The sequence below is a fragment of the Riemerella anatipestifer genome, assembly GCF_009670965.2.
In the GTDB taxonomy this organism is placed as follows: Bacteria; Bacteroidota; Bacteroidia; order Flavobacteriales; family Weeksellaceae; genus Riemerella; species Riemerella anatipestifer_B.
Genome location: NZ_CP073239.1, coordinates 1,550,453 through 1,567,025 on the forward strand (window position 1 = coordinate 1,550,453; position 16,573 = coordinate 1,567,025).

At 35.1% G+C, this 16,573-nt stretch carries 19 protein-coding genes and 1 pseudogene; 15 read left to right on the forward strand and 5 right to left on the reverse strand.

What is annotated here, in order from left to right; genetic code table 11:
- Positions 1–18: 18 nt before the first annotated feature.
- Complete coding sequence (locus D1J36_RS07110) at positions 19–309, reverse strand: HU family DNA-binding protein (RefSeq protein WP_153928676.1); 291 nt, start codon at positions 307–309, stop codon at positions 19–21.
- A gap of 297 nt (positions 310–606) precedes the next feature.
- Here D1J36_RS07110 and panD point away from each other — a divergent pair, with 297 nt between their 5' ends.
- The 4 genes from panD to cmk are packed head-to-tail and all read left to right on the forward strand — an operon-like array spanning position 607 to position 3,699.
- Positions 607–957 carry an aspartate 1-decarboxylase gene (panD, locus tag D1J36_RS07115; protein ID WP_038694027.1) on the forward strand — a complete coding sequence of 117 codons (351 nt, stop codon included), beginning with the start codon at positions 607–609 and terminating at the stop codon, positions 955–957.
- The gene (locus tag D1J36_RS07120; protein WP_154137907.1) at positions 958–1,998 is read left to right on the forward strand and encodes a lysylphosphatidylglycerol synthase transmembrane domain-containing protein; all 1,041 of its coding nucleotides are present in this window, start codon (positions 958–960) and stop codon (positions 1,996–1,998) included.
- A gap of 12 nt (positions 1,999–2,010) precedes the next feature.
- On the forward strand, positions 2,011–3,006 hold the full coding sequence (porQ, locus tag D1J36_RS07125) for a type IX secretion system protein PorQ (RefSeq protein ID WP_154137908.1): 996 nt from the start codon (positions 2,011–2,013) through the stop codon (positions 3,004–3,006).
- Positions 3,007–3,027: 21 nt separating this feature from the next.
- Positions 3,028–3,699 carry a (d)CMP kinase gene (cmk, locus tag D1J36_RS07130; protein WP_154138024.1) on the forward strand — a complete coding sequence of 224 codons (672 nt, stop codon included), beginning with the start codon at positions 3,028–3,030 and terminating at the stop codon, positions 3,697–3,699.
- Between the two features lie 29 nt (positions 3,700–3,728).
- Here the strand turns inward: cmk and folP are convergent, their stop codons facing one another.
- The 3 genes from folP to D1J36_RS07145 are packed head-to-tail and all read right to left on the reverse strand — an operon-like array spanning position 3,729 to position 5,611.
- Positions 3,729–4,553, reverse strand: a complete 825-nt coding sequence (folP, locus tag D1J36_RS07135) for a dihydropteroate synthase (RefSeq protein ID WP_154137909.1) — start codon at positions 4,551–4,553, stop codon at positions 3,729–3,731.
- Positions 4,554–4,568: 15 nt separating this feature from the next.
- Entirely contained in the window at positions 4,569–5,261 is a 693-nt protein-coding gene (locus tag D1J36_RS07140; RefSeq protein ID WP_154137910.1) for an LrgB family protein, read from the reverse strand.
- A gap of 2 nt (positions 5,262–5,263) precedes the next feature.
- Complete coding sequence (locus D1J36_RS07145) at positions 5,264–5,611, reverse strand: CidA/LrgA family protein (RefSeq protein ID WP_154137911.1); 348 nt, start codon at positions 5,609–5,611, stop codon at positions 5,264–5,266.
- A 114-nt stretch (positions 5,612–5,725) separates the two neighbouring features.
- Between D1J36_RS07145 and D1J36_RS07150 the strand changes: the two genes are divergently transcribed.
- The 9 genes from D1J36_RS07150 (at position 5,726) to D1J36_RS07190 (ending at position 12,694) form a co-directional block, all read left to right on the forward strand.
- Positions 5,726–6,391, forward strand: coding sequence for an ABC transporter ATP-binding protein (locus D1J36_RS07150; protein ID WP_153936552.1), 666 nt, complete (start codon positions 5,726–5,728; stop codon positions 6,389–6,391).
- 4 nt (positions 6,392–6,395) lie between these two features.
- Positions 6,396–7,007, forward strand: a complete 612-nt coding sequence (locus D1J36_RS07155) for a murein L,D-transpeptidase catalytic domain-containing protein (protein WP_154137912.1) — start codon at positions 6,396–6,398, stop codon at positions 7,005–7,007.
- A gap of 17 nt (positions 7,008–7,024) precedes the next feature.
- Complete coding sequence (radC, locus tag D1J36_RS07160) at positions 7,025–7,702, forward strand: RadC family protein (RefSeq protein ID WP_154137913.1); 678 nt, start codon at positions 7,025–7,027, stop codon at positions 7,700–7,702.
- Positions 7,686–8,588: a hypothetical protein gene (locus tag D1J36_RS07165; protein ID WP_154137914.1), complete on the forward strand. Its 903-nt coding sequence runs from the start codon at positions 7,686–7,688 to the stop codon at positions 8,586–8,588. The genes radC and D1J36_RS07165 overlap by 17 nt, the downstream gene beginning before the upstream one ends.
- A gap of 58 nt (positions 8,589–8,646) precedes the next feature.
- Positions 8,647–9,153, forward strand: a complete 507-nt coding sequence (locus D1J36_RS07170) for a hypothetical protein (protein WP_052910448.1) — start codon at positions 8,647–8,649, stop codon at positions 9,151–9,153.
- 16 nt (positions 9,154–9,169) lie between these two features.
- A complete protein-coding gene (locus tag D1J36_RS07175; RefSeq protein ID WP_004920235.1) occupies positions 9,170–9,781 on the forward strand; it encodes an inorganic pyrophosphatase in 612 nt (203 codons plus the stop codon).
- A gap of 134 nt (positions 9,782–9,915) precedes the next feature.
- Complete coding sequence (dnaX, locus tag D1J36_RS07180) at positions 9,916–11,001, forward strand: DNA polymerase III subunit gamma/tau (protein WP_154137915.1); 1,086 nt, start codon at positions 9,916–9,918, stop codon at positions 10,999–11,001.
- A 131-nt stretch (positions 11,002–11,132) separates the two neighbouring features.
- Positions 11,133–11,600, forward strand: a complete 468-nt coding sequence (locus tag D1J36_RS07185; RefSeq protein ID WP_154137916.1) for a hypothetical protein — start codon at positions 11,133–11,135, stop codon at positions 11,598–11,600.
- A gap of 11 nt (positions 11,601–11,611) precedes the next feature.
- Positions 11,612–12,694, forward strand: a complete 1,083-nt coding sequence (locus tag D1J36_RS07190; RefSeq protein WP_153936541.1) for a chorismate mutase — start codon at positions 11,612–11,614, stop codon at positions 12,692–12,694.
- A gap of 74 nt (positions 12,695–12,768) precedes the next feature.
- Here the strand turns inward: D1J36_RS07190 and D1J36_RS07195 are convergent, their stop codons facing one another.
- A complete protein-coding gene (locus D1J36_RS07195; protein WP_154137917.1) occupies positions 12,769–15,345 on the reverse strand; it encodes a BamA/TamA family outer membrane protein in 2,577 nt (858 codons plus the stop codon).
- Here D1J36_RS07195 and D1J36_RS07200 point away from each other — a divergent pair.
- Positions 15,331–16,059, forward strand: a complete 729-nt coding sequence (locus D1J36_RS07200) for a TrmH family RNA methyltransferase (RefSeq protein WP_154137918.1) — start codon at positions 15,331–15,333, stop codon at positions 16,057–16,059. The genes D1J36_RS07195 and D1J36_RS07200 overlap by 15 nt on opposite strands.
- A gap of 93 nt (positions 16,060–16,152) precedes the next feature.
- Positions 16,153–16,530, forward strand: a pseudogene (locus D1J36_RS07205) (DUF4469 domain-containing protein); the annotation flags it as partial.
- Between the last annotated feature and the right edge of the window lie 43 nt (positions 16,531–16,573).

The following is a 16,573-nucleotide window of genomic DNA, read 5'->3' on the forward strand; positions in this document are numbered from 1 at the left end:
TTTCGTTGATGAAATAAATTATTTTTTCTTAGCACCTGCTACAGCGTCAGCAAGTTCAGAACCAGCTTTAAATTTAGCTACTTTTTTAGCAGGGATTTTAATAGCTTTCTTAGTTGCAGGGTTGATACCTTGTCTAGCAGCTCTTTCAGCTACAGAAAAAGTTCCAAAACCAACTAAAGAAACTTTACCATCTTTTTTCTTAAGAGTTTCAGTTACAGCGTTAACGAAAGATTCTAGAGCTTTCTTAGCTGCTACTTTTGTGATTTCGGCATCTTTTGCCATTACGTCGATTAATTCAGACTTGTTCATAATGTTATAATTAAAAGTTAAGTTCTTATTGATAGCAAATATAAAAGTTTTTTTGAAGTTTACAAATTTTTTATAGAAAAATAATTTTAAATTGATAAAATATACCTTTTTTCTTCTAAATATTTTAAATTCATTTTTTTGTTTTATATAGGCTTTACATATGGTGTTTTGTTTTTAAGTAGTTGTTTTATAGTTGTTTAATTATATTTAATTTAATTGTTGTTAAATTGAATAATACAAAAAAATACCACATCTAAAAATAGAGACTGTTTTGATAATTTGGTTTAAATTTGCAGCATGTTAATAGAAGTATTTAAATCAAAGATTCATAGAGTAAAGGTAACAGAGTCTGACCTTAACTATATGGGTAGTATTACAATAGATGAGGAGCTTATAGAAGCGGCAGGTATTGTAGTTGGTGAAAGAGTTTATATTGTAAATGTGAACAATGGTGAGCGTTTTGATACCTATGTAATTAAAGGTAAGAGAAAATCTGGAGAGGTTTGCCTCAATGGTCCTGCGGCGAGAAAGGTGCAGAAGGGAGATATCATCATTATTATTTCTTATGCACAGATGACTCCAGAAGAAGCACAGAATTTCCAACCTAAAATTGTTTTCCCTAACGAAGAAACTAACCTACTTACTTAGATGACGGCTAAAAGTAATCATAATCCGCTTAAGACATTACTTACCATAGTTATATCTATTGGTTTTGCAGGATTGTTTATGTGGTTGGCTGTAAAAGGGTTAGATTTAGAAAGTATTAAGCAATCTCTTGCCAAAGCAAATTACTTTTGGGTAGCGGTGGCCGCTTTTTTTGGAGTGCTGGCGTATTGGGTAAGAGCGATACGCTGGAATTTACTGCTAGAACCTATGGGATACACTATTTCTAATGCCAATGCACTTTGGACTTTATCCTTTGGTTATTTAATGAACCTTACCATTCCTAGAAGTGGCGAAGTAGCAAGAGCGACCGCCCTCTATGGTGTTGAAAAAGTGCCTGTGGATAAATCGTTTGGGACTATTATTCTAGAGAGAGTGGTAGATTTAGTGTGTATGGGGCTTTTTTTAGCATTGACTCTATTGTTTAAATACGATGCTATACTTTCTTTCTACAAAATGGCATCGGCACAAAAACAAGAACAGCAATCCTTACAAGAAGGGAACTCATATAGTATGATTATTTCTTTAGTTTTATTGATGTTGGGTACTTTGGCTTTAATTCTTTTTAGAAAAAAAATACAGCAGACTACAATATATCAGAAAGTAATAAGTTTTATTAAAGGAATTATAGATGGATTAAAGACCATCTTTCAAATCAGGCAAAGGTTGAAGTTTATCCTTTTATCTTTGGGGATTTGGGTATGCTACTATCTAGCGGCGTATTTGGTTTGTTTTGCTTTGCCCGAAACTTCTAACTTGGGTATAGCTGATGGCTTCTTTATTATTGTGGTAGGAACATTAGGAATGATGGTTCCCGCAAGTGGTGGGATAGGAGCTTTCCATTTCGCACTTAAGATAGGATTTATGGCATTGTTTCTATCGTTTGGGTTATCGCCAGAAAAAGGTGGCGAGGTAGGTTTATCTTATGCGTTTATATCTCATACAATGCAGTTGGTAATTATGCTAGTAATGGGGCTTATCGCAATTCCTATGTTAGCGAAGGCTAAGAAAATAGCATTCAAATAATGATTTAATATTTTGAAAAAGGTATTTTTATTTTTAGGATTAGTTATAAATGTGTTGGTGTCGGCTCAAGACGGTACTACGGTTTATAACTTCCTCAATATGCCTTTTTCTGCGAGACAAGCTGTTTTAGGTGAGGTGGTTTCGGTAAGAGATTACGACCAAAACTTAGCGGCAGTTAATCCAGCGTTGCTCAATGTGGAGATGGATTCTAGACTATCCGTAAACTATGCTAGTTATTTGGCTGGTGCTCATTATGGTACAGTAAGTTATACTAAAGACTTGGAGTATGGACATTTAGTTTCTGCCAATGTAAGGTATTTGGATTATGGTAATATGCCTAGAACAGATGAGTTTGGGAATATCAATGGTGATTTTTCTGCGATGGATGCCTCTTTAGGTCTGGGCTATGCTTATCAGTTTGAAGACAATTGGACGATAGGCTCTAATCTTAATCTAGTAACTTCCAAAATAGACAATTATAATTCTATGGCGGTAGTTGGGAGTCTAGGAGTGGCTTATCATAATGATAAATCTAAAGAAACAGTAGGTCTAGTAATAAGAAATTTTGGCTATCAATTCAAGACTTATAATGGTGTTAGAGAAAAGTTACCATTAAGGATAGATTTAGGCTATACCAAACAATTAGACGAATTTCCTTTAGCATTTACTATTACCGCACAAAATCTCCAAAAATGGAATGTTTCTCAAGATTACAACAGAAACGGACAAGAAACTAAATGGACGAGGAAATTGTTTGACCACTTTTCATTTGGAGCAGAGCTATTTCCTGAGCAAAGTTTTAACCTTCGTTTGGGGTATAATGTGAAACGAGGTAACGAGCTAAGTATAGAGGAACAAAGGAATTTCACAGGATTATCTTTCGGATTTGGATTAAAGGTATCCTATTTCCGTTTTGATTATACCCACAGTCGTTATCACAATGCGTCTAACTTTAATTTGTTGGGCGTTTCGTTGGATTTAGTAGAGTTAAGTGGCTACAGAAGATAATAAAAATTAAAAACAACTATGATGACAAAATTACCCGTAATCGCTATAGATGGCTATTCTTCCACAGGGAAAAGTTCTATTTCTAAAGAGATAGCCAAAAGATTGGGGATTATCCATTTAGATACAGGGGCTTTGTATAGAGCCATTACTTATTTTGCCCTTCAGAACTGTCCTTCTACTGATGGATTTAATACTGTTGCTTTGGTGGAACAGTTGCCTAATATTCATTTAGAATTTAAAGAAGAACAGCATCAGTTATCACTTTTCCTTAATGGAGAGAATGTGGCAGAGAAAATCCGTTCTATGGAGGTGAATCAAAAAGTGAGTGATGTTGCTAAAATGCCCGAAGTAAGAAACTTTCTGTTACAAACCCAAAGGGACATTGCGGCTAACGGAGGTGTGGTAATGGACGGTAGGGACATAGGTAGTGTGGTGCTTCCGAATGCTGATTATAAATTTTTCCTCACGGCGAGTGTTGAGGAAAGAACTAAACGAAGATTTCTAGAACTAAAGGCTTCTGGGGTGGAAACTACAATGGACGAAGTGAGAACCAACCTTATTGAACGAGATAAAAAAGACTCGGAGAGGGCGGTAGCTCCTTTAGTCCAAACAGAAGACGCTATTTGTATAGACAATACCAATTTAGATAAAGAGCAGACAATAGAAGCTATCCTAAGCTATATTAAAAAATAAAAAAGAGAGGTTTTTCCTCTCTTTTGTGTTTATGATAAGTATTGGTCTAGCGTTCTCTTAGCCGAAGCAACATCGTGTACTCGCAGAATGCTAGCCCCTTGTTGGAGGACTTTTAGATGCAGTTGTTGCGTTTCTTCGTCTATTTCCAAGGGCGATTTTCCCAAAGGTTTATAGATAAACGATTTTCTAGAGATACCAATTAGTATAGGGTATCTTCCAAATCCGATGTGCTCTACCTCGTCTATCATTGTCATTTGGTCTTCTATGGTTTTGCCGAACCCAAATCCAGGGTCTAGTATCACATCGTGAATGCCTAGAGCTTTCAACTGATTTATTTTTTCAGAAAAATAGAAATTGATGCTTTTAGTAATATCATCGTAAGCTATTTTTTCGTGCATAGTTTGATATTCTGGGTTAATGTGCATTAGTATATAAGGGAGTTTTAGCTGGGCTACGGTCTCCCATACTTTGGGGTCAAACTGTCCACCAGAAATATCATTGATGAGGTCTATACCTTCCTCATAACCAAAACGCATTACTTCACTATAAAAGGTGTCTAAAGAAATAAGTGCCTCGGGGAATTCTTTTTTTATAAGACTGATGAGGTTTCCTATGCGTTTAATTTCTTCTTGTGTTGAAACTAATTGGGCATTAGGGCGTGTAGATTGAGCTCCCAAATCAATAAACGAAGCCCCTTCTTTAAGCATTTTTTCAGTTTGAATTAAAGCAGAAGTTTCTGTATTAAATTTTCCGCCGTCAGAAAAAGAATCTGGGGTAAGGTTAAGGATTCCCATAATTTTTGGAGTAGAAAAATCTACAAGTCTTCCCCGACAGTTGATAGAATGAATTTTCATCAATAATAATTTATTTTAGAATAGCCAATTTACAACAATAGGAGCTAGTAATGCAGTGAAAATCCCATTAAGTATCAGTCCTACACTTGCAAAACCAGCGTGTTTTTCGCTCATTTCTATTGCCATCATTACGCCTAATCCGTGCGAAGAGGCTCCTAGCGAAATACTTTGCCCCATTGGGCTGTTAATTTTGGTGTATTTTAGAACTTGTAATCCTATAATACCGCCTACTAATCCTGTAATGATAACGGCAGAAACCGTAAGCGGAACAATACCGCCAACAGTGTTAGAAACTTCTATGGCAAGTGGTGTGGTAATAGATTTCGGAGCTAACGAAATTACTATTTCTCTATTGGCTCCGAGTAATTTAGCTATAGAACAAACACTAATCACTCCCACTACGCTTCCAAACAAATGCGAGATAAGGATAGGGAGGAGTTGTTTCTTAATTCTTTCTAGTTGTAAATAGAGAGGCACTGCAAGAGCAACTACAGAAGGTTTAAGCCAAAAATCTATATAGTTACCTGCCACAGCATAGGTATTGTAAGGGATATTAAATACCATTAGATAGCCGATAATGACAGCGGAGGCAATAAGTACTGGATTGAGAAAAGGTGATTGTATTTTTTTGTTGAGCATAATGGTGCCGTAGTATATCACAAAAGTAAGCCCTAACAACCAGATTGGATTCTCTAAAAAAGCCATCATACTTATTTTAATTTTTTTCGAATGAACTGATAAACCTTGCCCGTTACTAAAATTACCAAAGCACTACTAATAATAATGGATACCATAATAGGAATAATATTATCCCATAACAAATCAAAATAGAGCATTATTGCGACACACACAGGGATAAAAAATAGCCCTAAATTGCCTAAAAGAAAATCCGAAATGCCTTTGACCCATTCTAGTTTTATCCATTTTTTGTGGAGAGCGAAAGTCAGTAGAAACATACCGATAAGGCTTGAAGGGAATTTAATTTCGGTAAGGAAAACTACTAATTCTCCCAACGCTAAAAATCCTAAAATAATGGCACAATATCTAGCTAAAATCATAAATTCTTTTTATAGATTTTACAAGTAGGGCAAATATACAATATAATATTGGGTATTGATAAAGTAGCATTATGAAGCCTTGTAAGTTGCTAAATATTATGTAAATTTGGGGCTATGATAAAGGCAAAAAAGATACATAAATACTACGGTGATTTAGAAGTGCTAAAAGGAGTAGATATTGAGATAAAACCAGCAGAGGTGGTATCTATAGTTGGGGAGTCTGGTGCAGGTAAATCTACACTATTACATATTTTGGGAACGCTGGATATGCCATCTGATGTGGGGATATATGGTACAGAAATAAGCATCGCTGGGCAATCTTTTCTCACGATGAACGACAAAGATTTGTCTAAATTCAGAAACGAAAATATAGGTTTTGTGTTCCAAAGCCACCAGTTGTTGCCAGAGTTTACCGCCTTGGAAAATGTTCTATTACCTATTAAAATAGCAGGGAAGCCTGAAAAAGATTATATAGAAAAGGCACACGCATTATTTGAAGAGCTCAAAATAGCAGAGAGGCTTAACCATAAACCTAAGCAACTTTCTGGGGGAGAAGCCCAAAGAGTAGCGGTAATCAGAGCGTTGATAGGCAGTCCCAAAGTTATTTTTGCTGATGAGCCTACAGGGAATTTAGACTCCAAAAATGCTGATGCGTTGCACCAACTGTTTTTTGACCTTAGAGACAAATATCAGCAGACATTCATCATTGTAACGCATAACAACACGCTCGCCGATAGTACGGATAGAAAACTTGTTATGAAAGATGGGTTGATACTATAAAAGTATGAGAACGCTTTGTCTCTTTTTGTTTTTAAGTATTTGGCATTCTTGTGATAAAGAGAATGTTTCGCTAGATTCAGAAAAATCAACGGTTCTAGATGATTCTTTTCAGCAAAAAAGACTTAAAGAGAAAATTCTAATTGTAAAGAAATATATCCAAAATAAAAATTATAATCAGGATATTGTGATGCTGATAGATTATAAAATTCCATCAGGAAAATATCGCTTCTTTGTTTATAGTTTTAAAACGGATAAAATCGTAGATAGGGGCTTGGTAGCTCACGGCTCAGGTTCGGTAAATAAAGCAGATAATACTCTTGTATTTTCGAATATAGAAAATTCGTATCAATCTTCTTTGGGTAAATTTAAAATAGGCAATAGTTATAGAGGTCAGTTTGGCAAATCTTATAGGCTGGTAGGGTTAGATAAATCTAATAGTAATGCCCTTCGTAGAGCTATTGTTTTACACAGTTATCATAGTATTCCGAATCAAGAAATAGATGGAGAGATTTCTTTGAGTTTGGGTTGTCCTATGGTTTCTCATTTGTTTTTTAATCGATTAGAAAATTATATAGATACTTCGGAAAAACCTATTTTGCTTTATTCTTATTATTAAATAAATATCAAGTCATCATGTCCATAAAAAATCTATCGGAAGACGACCGCCCTAGAGAGAAATTTTTAACCAAAGGTAGAGATGCTTTATCTGATGCAGAACTATTAGCGATTATTATGGGGAGTGGCAATAGGGAAGAGTCGGCGGTAGATTTGGCGAGAAGAATTTTGCAAACTTATGGGCATAATTGGAATGCGTTGAGCGAGGTAAGTGTTGCGGATTTGATGAAGTTTAGAGGCATAGGAGAAGCCAAAGCCATTAGTATTACAACGGCTCTCGAAATAGGCAGACGGCGAGCAATGCAGGAACAGCCCAAAAGGTTACAGATTACGCAAAGTTCGGATATATTTGAAATGATGGCGCCGCTTTTAAGCGATTTACCCAATGAAGAATTTTGGGTGATATTTCTTAATCAAAGCAATAAAGTTTTGCAGAAGAAACCTTTATCCAAAGGTGGAATATCAGGTACGGTAGTAGATGTAAGATTGATGTTCAAAATGGCGTTAGAGCATTACGCTACGGCGATTATAGTGGTGCATAATCACCCATCGGGGAGTATTTCACCTAGTGAGCAAGATTTGGAAATCACTAAGAAAATAAAAGAAGCGGGAGCCTTGTTGGATATTAGATTGCTAGACCATATTATTATTGCTAAAAATAAATATTTCAGTTTCGCAGATGAAGGCGTGTTATAAGATGAGGTTGCTGAAAAATCATCAGATTGATATTGAAAAATACACTCAATGTTTAAGAGTTTCCGAACAGTATCATTTTCAAGCTGAAGCGATTTACCTTAATGCTTTAAATAGAGGAAGTTGGGAAGTTATAGTCTTAGGAGATTATGAAGCCGTAATGCCTGTGCCGATTGTCAAAAAGTTTGGGGTTAAATGGGTGTTGTTTCCTCCGTTTTTACAGCAGTTGGGCGTTTTTTCAAAAAAGGATAATTTGGAGATTAACGAGTTGTTTTTTAGCTTTTTGAAAAATAATTATAAGGTAGTTTATTATGCATTTAATGCTAAAAATAAATTGAATTCAGAGCAATGGAGGAAGAATTATAGACTTCATAAATCCTCTTACGCAGAAGTGTTTAGTAACTATTCCAACAGCCGAAAGAGAAATCTTAAGTCTCCAAAAAACAATGAAATTAAAACTTCCTCACTAGAAAATTTATCCGAAATAAAACCTTTCTTTTTTCAGTTTGTAGAGTGGTTATCGTCAGATAGATTGAAAGAGAAGTATTTCAAATACTTAGAATATCTAGAACGAAAAAATCTACTAGAAATTTATGCAGTTAGAGATTTGCAAGGGGCTTTGCTTTCCGTAGCAGTAATTTCTAATTTGAGTGGAGAGAAGGCTTTGCTCTGTTTTATAAATAATAAGGGCGAAAAGACAAATGCTCCTTCAGTAGTTTTAGATGAAATCATCAAACAATTTATTGAAACTCATCAGTTTAATTTCTTTGGGAGTAATATTCCTTCTGTGGAGCAGTTTAATCAGCGATTTGGAGCGGTTTTAGAGAAATATACAGTCTATCATCAATCCAAAAAACAACTTCTTTTACAATTTATAGGGTTGCGTTAGAAAGACTGTTTTTAAAATCAGTTTAAATCACTAACTTTGCCCTTATTTTTTCTGAAAAATGAGTTATAAAGAATTTTTGCCGTATGCATTTGCTTTGGTGTTGGCGTTTCCCTTTTTAGTTTTTATTAGACAGGGGCTTCATTACTATATGAAAGCAAAAGCAAAGGAATTGGAACTTTTAACTTTAAAAAAAGGAAAAGAAATAAATACACAGGCTCATGAGAGAATGGCGATTTTTTTGGAGCGTATAAAACCCGCTTATCTTATCCAAAATTTTGATAAAAACTTAGCTACCCACGAGTTTTTGTATTTAACAGAGAAAAACATCAATCAAGAGTTTGAATACAACATCTCTCAACAAATCTATATAGATAAAGTGATTTGGGAAAATATAACCGATGCTAAAAATAGTATAATTAAGCTACTCAAAGATACTTATCAAGGGCTTAATGAGGCTAGTTTAGAGGAGTTTAAGACTGTTTTTCTGATGAGTTATATCAATGGCGAAGATTACATCGGTCTTTGCCTAGACGAGTTGAGGAAAGAAATATTAAAAGCAAAATAAAATTAAATATAATCAAATGATTCCAAGTTTTAAAGCACACCCGTGGCACGGTATTTCTGCGGGAGAAAAAGCACCAGAAGTGGTAACAGTATATGTAGAGATTGTACCTTCGGATACTATTAAATACGAAGTGGATAAAGAAAGTGGTTATTTAAAAGTAGATAGACCACAGAAGTTTTCTAACATTATTCCTGCTTTGTATGGTTTTATCCCAAGAACTTATTGCGATGAGGAAGTAAAGAAATTGGCAGTAGAAAGCGGTGCTAAAGATGTTACAATGGGAGACCACGACCCACTTGATATTTGCGTGTTGAGCTCGCACAATATACAGTCAGGAAACTTGTTGATGGATGCTATTCCAATCGGTGGGTTTAAAATGATAGATAAAGGTGAGGCTGACGATAAAATCATAGCAGTAATGGTGGGCGACCAGTCTTACGGACACGTTAGAGATATTTCTGAACTTCCAGAGGCAGAAATAAAAAGGCTAAAACACTACTTTTTGACTTACAAAAACCTGCCTTACGAAGAAGCATCTTGCAGAATAGATGAAACTTATGGGGCAGAACACGCTAAAAAAGTGGTAGAAGCGTCTATTAAAGATTATCAAACAAACTACGGAGAATAATTTTTAAGACTCATAGTAAAAACTAAAGAAGAAGAACCTAAAACTGAATAATATTCGGTGGAGGTTCTTTTTATATTTTTAAATAAACGAGTAAATATTTGTTTTATAAATTCATTTTTACTTATTTTTGACCAATGGAAAATTTCATAGTATCTGCGAGAAAATATCGTCCACAAGAGTTTGACACTGTTGTGGGGCAGTCGCATATCACAGATACTTTGGAGCACGCCATTGCCGAAAACCAGTTGGCTCAGGCATTGTTATTCTGTGGTCCTCGTGGCGTAGGTAAAACAACTTGTGCAAGGATTTTAGCCAGAAAGATTAACGAAAAAGACGGCGCTACGAGCGAAGATGGTTTTTCTTATAATATCTTTGAACTAGATGCCGCGTCTAACAACTCTGTAGATGATATACGAGAACTTACCGACCAAGTGCGTTATGCACCGCAAGTAGGCAAGTATAAGGTATATATTATAGATGAGGTGCATATGTTGTCTTCACAGGCATTTAATGCATTTCTTAAAACTTTAGAAGAGCCACCTGCACACGCTATTTTTATTTTAGCAACTACGGAGAAGCACAAAATTATCCCTACCATTTTGTCTAGATGTCAAATTTATGACTTCAAGAGAATTACTATAGAGGATATCCAAGCACACCTTAGGAAAATAGCAGATAAAGAAGGCATTAGCTACGAAGACGATGCACTTTTCCTTATTGCTCAAAAGGCAGATGGAGCTCTTAGAGATGCTTTGTCTATTTTTGATAGATTGGTAACATTTACCCAAAAGAATATTACCCTTGCAAAAGCAGCGGAGGTACTTAACATTTTGGACTATGACCAATACATTAAAATAGTAGATTTAATCCACGCTAATGATATTCCTAATGTTTTGGTAGCATTCAACGAAATTGTGAAAAAGGGTTTTGACCCTCATATTTTCATTGCAGGGTTGGGGAATCACTACCGAGATTTAATGATGGCTCAAAATTCATCTACTTTAAACTTGATAGAGGTAGGCGAGAAAACTAAAGCCAAATATGCAGAACAAAGCCAAAAATGGACAGCTCAGCAGTTGGTAGATGCGATAGAAATTTGCAACTATGCAGACATCAATTACAAGAGTTCCAAAAATCCTCGTCTTACAGTGGAGATAGCCCTGATGCAACTGGCTAGTCTTACCCACGGGACAGAAGGAACTAAAAAAAAAAGTTTCTGATTTTAGCACCTCTCGTTAAAGAAGGGGCAGTTCAGAAAGCTAGTGAAAAGGCTTCCTCGGTTCATAAAGAAACCTCCAAACACATTTCCGAAACACTAGAGATAGAAGTCAAAAAGGCTAAAGAACCTATTTTGAAAGAGTCTGTAAAGTCTTCATTTAGCATTAAAGAGGCTATAAACAAAACAGAAGAGTTACAGGTAGAAGAGGAAATAAAAGAAGAGGAGCTTCCCGATGGACATTTTAGTGAGACCGATTTACAAAAAGAATGGAAGCATTTTTTGAAAAAATTAGCTAGTGATAGTGAGGGTATGGTAACCTTTAATGCCGTACAAAATTTTACCATAGAAAAAGCAGAAGAAAATAGAGTTTGTATTAGATACACATCTGAATCTGCTAAGGTGGAGTTTGAAAAGGTTAGCCCTCAGTTTTTTAATGATTTTAAGCATAAGTTTAACAATTATCGTGTAAAGTTTGATTTTGAAAAAGCGGAGCAAGTAATCATTAAAAAAGATACAAAACGAGATTTATTTAATAAAATGGTGGAGGTAAATCCATTATTGAAAGACTTGCAGGAACTGATGCAGTTTGATTTTAATTAAGTGTAAATACAATGAATTTAAGAGATTTAAAAAACGATTGGTTGCAAAATTATCCGCAACCAATGGTGATAGCAGGACCTTGCAGTGCAGAAAGTGAGGAGCAGATGCTAGAAACAGCTAGAGGAATTAAAGAAGCTAATGCAAAGATAGATGTTTTCCGTGCAGGTATTTGGAAGCCAAGAACTAAACCAGGCTCGTTTGAAGGGGTAGGTGTAATAGGGCTTAGTTGGCTTAAAAAAGTTAAAGAAGAATTTGGCTTTAAAACGGCTACCGAAGTAGCTAACGCTCACCATGTGTATGCGGCTTTGGAGGCAGATGTAGATATTCTTTGGGTAGGAGCTCGTTCTACGGTAAATCCTTTTACGGTACAAGAAATTGCAGTAGCTCTCAAAGGTACAGATAAACCTGTGTTGGTTAAGAACCCTGTTAATCCAGATTTAGCTTTGTGGGTGGGTGCTTTAGAGAGGCTTTTGGCACAAGATGTTAAAAATTTAGGCGCAATCCATAGAGGGTTTTCTACTTATCAGAAAACTCAATATCGTAATATACCTAACTGGCATATCGCATTAGATTTTAAAAATCAGTTTCCTAATATACCAATGTTTGTAGACCCTTCACACATTTGTGGGAATAGAGAAGGGCTGTTTGACATTACTCAAGAAGCACTTAATGTAGGTTATGAAGGAGCAATGATAGAAACTCATTGTACTCCTGATAAGGCTTGGAGTGATGCTTCGCAACAAATTACACCATCAGTTTTAGATGAAATGATAAGTCGCTTAAAGGTAAGAACTTCGGATATTTCTGGCTACGAAGATGATATGGGAAAACATAGAGCTTTAATTTCTGATATAGATTTTCAGTTAATGGAGCTTCTTTCTAACCGAATGAGAATATCGGAGAAAATAGGAACTCTAAAGAAAGAAAATAATATTGCTATTTTCCAACCTGAAAGATGGAAAGAGATTACAGAATATGCTAGAAAAAAGGCTGATGAAACGGGTATGAGTCAGGATTTTATAGAAAAAATATTTAAAGCTATCCACGAAGAGTCTATCGAGGTTCAAAATAAAGTAATGATAGGTTCAAAATAAATTTCGAAAAATAAATAAAAAATCGGTTGTCATTATTTACACAACCGATTTTTTTATTAAATATGCTGTTGTCTTTAGAACGGATAACCAAAGGCAAAGTTAAGTGTAGGCTTAAGTGGTTTTATATGGCTGATTCTCCAGCGTTCTCCTTCTGGTTGGTTTGGGTCGTACATTTTGTAGGCAAAATCTACTCTAAGGGTAACATAGGCAACATTTATTCTTACGCCAAAGCCACTACCAACGCCTAACTGCTTGTAAAATTTATTGAACTTAAAGGCATCTCCTAACCCTGTATCTTTAAGTGACCAAATGTTTCCTGCATCTGTAAATAAAGCTCCTTCAAACATATTATTGATAGGAAATCTGTACTCTATATTAGAAGTTAGTTTTACATTTCCCATAATAAAAGACCTTACCTTTTCATTTATTTGAGAATCGGCAGGTCCAAGACCTCCAAAGGCAATCCACGCACGGATATCATTAGAGCCACCATTAAAATAAGATCTTACAAATGGCATATTTGATGAATTTCCGTAAGGAATACCTACGCCGATAAACTGTCTGAAGACAAGAGTTGATTTATTGATACTAAGATGCTTTCTGACATCTGCATCAAATTTTACAAACTGAGAATAAGGAATATTGAATATTGTTTTTTCATTGTTGGTCAAGATGCTTTGGGAGTCTTTAGTTTTTCCAAACAGGCTAATGAGGTTCCCTGCTAATTCCATTTTTCCACTGAAGTAGAATGGGTGTCTAAAATATTTTTTACCAATCTCGTTATACAAAAATTGATAGTTTAACGAAGAAATAAGTACATTCTGCGTTTGTCTATCTCTATTGAGTAGAGATTGTAAGAAAGTGTTGTAAATATCTCTATTTTCAGTAGTTAAAGAGTTTAAAAAATCCCCGTCAGAAACTATTGTCCTAGAAACATCATCATAGGAGTAAGCTTTAACATCGTAAGAAGGATTAAAGGCTTGGTAAAGATTAAATATATTTTGCCTTACCTCATTATCTCCGCGGAATAGGTCGTAATAGCTGTCTTTATTTCTAGTTAAACTCAGCTGTGTGTTGAATAGAGAAAGCCTATGGGAAACTACATCGTTAACATTGGCAGTGTAGTTTAGACTTCCATTAAAGTTAATTCTATCCATACCAATATTATTTTGGATAGAGGTGCCTAAAATAATGGAGGAGGTAGGTGAGTAGCGTTTAGGAATCAATTTGTAATGTTTAAAAGGTAGTAAAAGCCTCGGAACATTAAGAGCTACTTGGGCAGAAAGCTCATAAGCGTTGAATATTTTACCAGGGTCTTTAGCGTTTTTGGTAGTACCTATGATACCTGAGAAACTTGTGGATAGGTTTTCTGCACCACCAAAGACATTTCTTGAAGTTAGCTCAACAGATGGAGAAAAACCAAAGTTTAATATCTGAGAATAATGAGCATCAAAAGCGGTTTTGAACTCATATTTAGAAAGTGGTTTCAGAATATATCTTACATCTAAAATACTATCGTTATTTTTTCTTAGACTCTCTTTATAATCTATGATGCTAAAATTATTCATTGCATTAACATTCCTTTTGGTGAGGTCTAAAAACTTTTGATTGTAAACCTCTCCATTTTTAAGAATGATAGGAAGCCATAGAGAGCGGGTAGAGTATTGTTTGTCAACTTGGTGTACTCTTACACTGTCGTCCTCGGGTATTCTATCAAAACGATAAGGTTTAGTGCTTAGTGTATCACTAATATGGTTTACAACAAATACATCTACCTTGCCTATAGTTGTTTTTTTATAGGAGCTGTCTTTGTCGTTCTTATGTATATCCATAGTGAGAGGCACATTTTTGTTACTCTCTAGTGTATCAGCTGTAAAGTAAATTTCCTCATTAGTTCTGTTGAAGCTATAATAACCAACCTCACGCATACGCTCGGTAATTCTTTTTACTTCCTCTTCTAGGTTCTTTTGGTCAAGAATATCACCGGTTTTTATTTTACTTTTATCAAATTCGCTTTCATATATACTTCTGATATTGCTATCAGGGATAGAATAATAATAGTTTTTTATTCTAGTAGGTTCGTTAAAGGTAAGTTTATAAGTTACTTGAGCTTTCTGTTTTGCGGTATCAATATCTTGTTTGTAAGTTACTTTAGCATCCCAATAGCCTCTGTAACGCATAAACTGTCTCATGTTTTTTGCACTAGCTGTAGTTTTTCCTTGTTCTAATATTTTAGGAGCTTCGCCTACAGTGTGTAGAAAACGGTCTTTAGTTAAAGATTTCCCTACATATTCAGGGTGACCATACTTAATAAATAGAGAATCTCTTAAACTTTGATTTCTCATTTGGTTAGGGTAGGTCATATATTCTGTAAGAATAGTGTCATATTTAGGGTTAGCAGCATTATATAACCATAATCCTATAGGAACTACGAAAAGAACTTTTTTATTGGGTCTCTGTTGTGTGTAATTAGATATTTCGCTGGCAAATAGCTTTTTATCTTCGTAAATTATAGTGTTTTTCGTAAGTAAGGCTTCGCCGTGAGGTACTTTTTTGGTGCTACTACAAGCGTACAAAAAAGCAAGTAAAATTGTGAGTGCGGAAAATAAATAATACTTTTGAAAATATTTTCTGATATGCTTACGAGTCATAAAGTTAAAATTTTACAGTCTTTGGATAAGAAAAAATTCAGACAAAAATACAATTTGTTTTTGGTTGAAGGTAACAAAATTATCAAAGAATTAAAAAACACTAATATAGAAATAGAGTCTGTTTACTCTGTAAATAGTGATGGAATAGAATTTTTAGCTGATGTTTTAGTTCCCATTACAGAAAAAGAGCTAAAGAAGATAAGTTTTCTTAAAACACCTAAAGATAGTGTAGCCGTTTGTTATTTGCCTACTCCAAAAATCACAGAAGATAGTAATATAAATTTGGTTTTAGATGGGCTTCAAGACCCAGGTAATTTAGGGACTATTATCCGCTTAGCAGATTGGTTTGGTATAGAACAGATAGTATGCAGTACAGATACCGTAGATGTTTACAATCCTAAAGTGATACAAGCTACCAAGGGCTCTTTTACCAGAGTTAATGTGGTGTATAGTGATATAGAGCAGTTTTTATCAAATTCTCCTGCAGAAAATATAGGTACAGATATGGAGGGCGAAAATCTATATAAAACTAATTTTCCCAAAAAGTTCAATCTGGTGTTAGGAAATGAAGGTAATGGAATGCGACCTAACATAGAACTACTGATGAACCGAAATATCACGATTCCTCGTTTTGGCAATCACAGAGCTACGGAAAGCCTTAATGTGTCTATGGCGGCAGGGATTATTTTGGGGCAAATATTTTCTGATAAATAAATTAGTGTTATAAAGACTTTGAGAGGGAGGTATGTGTTAGATTATTTAGAAAATTTTTTAGGCTTTTATCATTAAAACAAAAATCGTTATACCAACGATACCAAAGTAGAGATCTTAGGCGAGCAATCCAGCCCAATGAGTTTGTTTAGCATTACCTACAAAGCCACTGGCAAAGCAGATGGTACACTCATCAAAGGTAAGAATGCGGAAATCAAAGGCATATTCATTAAAATAGACGGGGACAACCCTAAGAACGGCATCATCTTTAAAAACTTAGACACTCAAAACGAGGTCAAGTTGGCTAAAGATAGTATCGTAATCAACGAGCCATCAAGGCTACTTATCCTTGTGTCTTCGGATTTGGGGGCAGGTAATTACGAGCTAAGCATCACCACACAAAGTAGTAAAGGTTCTGTTTTATTAAAAGAGCCAAGAACCGAAACTCTAAACACGCCTATTACTATTGTGTAATGTATTTTTGGTACTTCTAATAACGAATGCCCTTCCTTAGTGA

Coding starts and splice junctions, on each gene's coding strand:
- D1J36_RS07145 (WP_154137911.1), bottom strand. CDS start 5,611: ATGATTTTAGCTAGATATTGTGCCATTATTTTAGGATTTTTAGCGTTG.
- D1J36_RS07120 (WP_154137907.1), top strand. CDS start 958: ATGACGGCTAAAAGTAATCATAATCCGCTTAAGACATTACTTACCATA.
- dnaX (WP_154137915.1), top strand. CDS start 9,916: ATGGAAAATTTCATAGTATCTGCGAGAAAATATCGTCCACAAGAGTTT.
- D1J36_RS07140 (WP_154137910.1), bottom strand. CDS start 5,261: ATGATGGCTTTTTTAGAGAATCCAATCTGGTTGTTAGGGCTTACTTTT.
- folP (WP_154137909.1), bottom strand. CDS start 4,553: ATGAAAATTCATTCTATCAACTGTCGGGGAAGACTTGTAGATTTTTCT.
- D1J36_RS07190 (WP_153936541.1), top strand. CDS start 11,612: ATGAATTTAAGAGATTTAAAAAACGATTGGTTGCAAAATTATCCGCAA.
- D1J36_RS07165 (WP_154137914.1), top strand. CDS start 7,686: ATGAAGGCGTGTTATAAGATGAGGTTGCTGAAAAATCATCAGATTGAT.
- D1J36_RS07170 (WP_052910448.1), top strand. CDS start 8,647: ATGAGTTATAAAGAATTTTTGCCGTATGCATTTGCTTTGGTGTTGGCG.
- D1J36_RS07175 (WP_004920235.1), top strand. CDS start 9,170: ATGATTCCAAGTTTTAAAGCACACCCGTGGCACGGTATTTCTGCGGGA.
- radC (WP_154137913.1), top strand. CDS start 7,025: ATGTCCATAAAAAATCTATCGGAAGACGACCGCCCTAGAGAGAAATTT.
- D1J36_RS07150 (WP_153936552.1), top strand. CDS start 5,726: ATGATAAAGGCAAAAAAGATACATAAATACTACGGTGATTTAGAAGTG.
- D1J36_RS07110 (WP_153928676.1), bottom strand. CDS start 309: ATGAACAAGTCTGAATTAATCGACGTAATGGCAAAAGATGCCGAAATC.
- D1J36_RS07195 (WP_154137917.1), bottom strand. CDS start 15,345: ATGACTCGTAAGCATATCAGAAAATATTTTCAAAAGTATTATTTATTT.
- D1J36_RS07155 (WP_154137912.1), top strand. CDS start 6,396: ATGAGAACGCTTTGTCTCTTTTTGTTTTTAAGTATTTGGCATTCTTGT.
- cmk (WP_154138024.1), top strand. CDS start 3,028: ATGACAAAATTACCCGTAATCGCTATAGATGGCTATTCTTCCACAGGG.
- panD (WP_038694027.1), top strand. CDS start 607: ATGTTAATAGAAGTATTTAAATCAAAGATTCATAGAGTAAAGGTAACA.
- D1J36_RS07200 (WP_154137918.1), top strand. CDS start 15,331: ATGCTTACGAGTCATAAAGTTAAAATTTTACAGTCTTTGGATAAGAAA.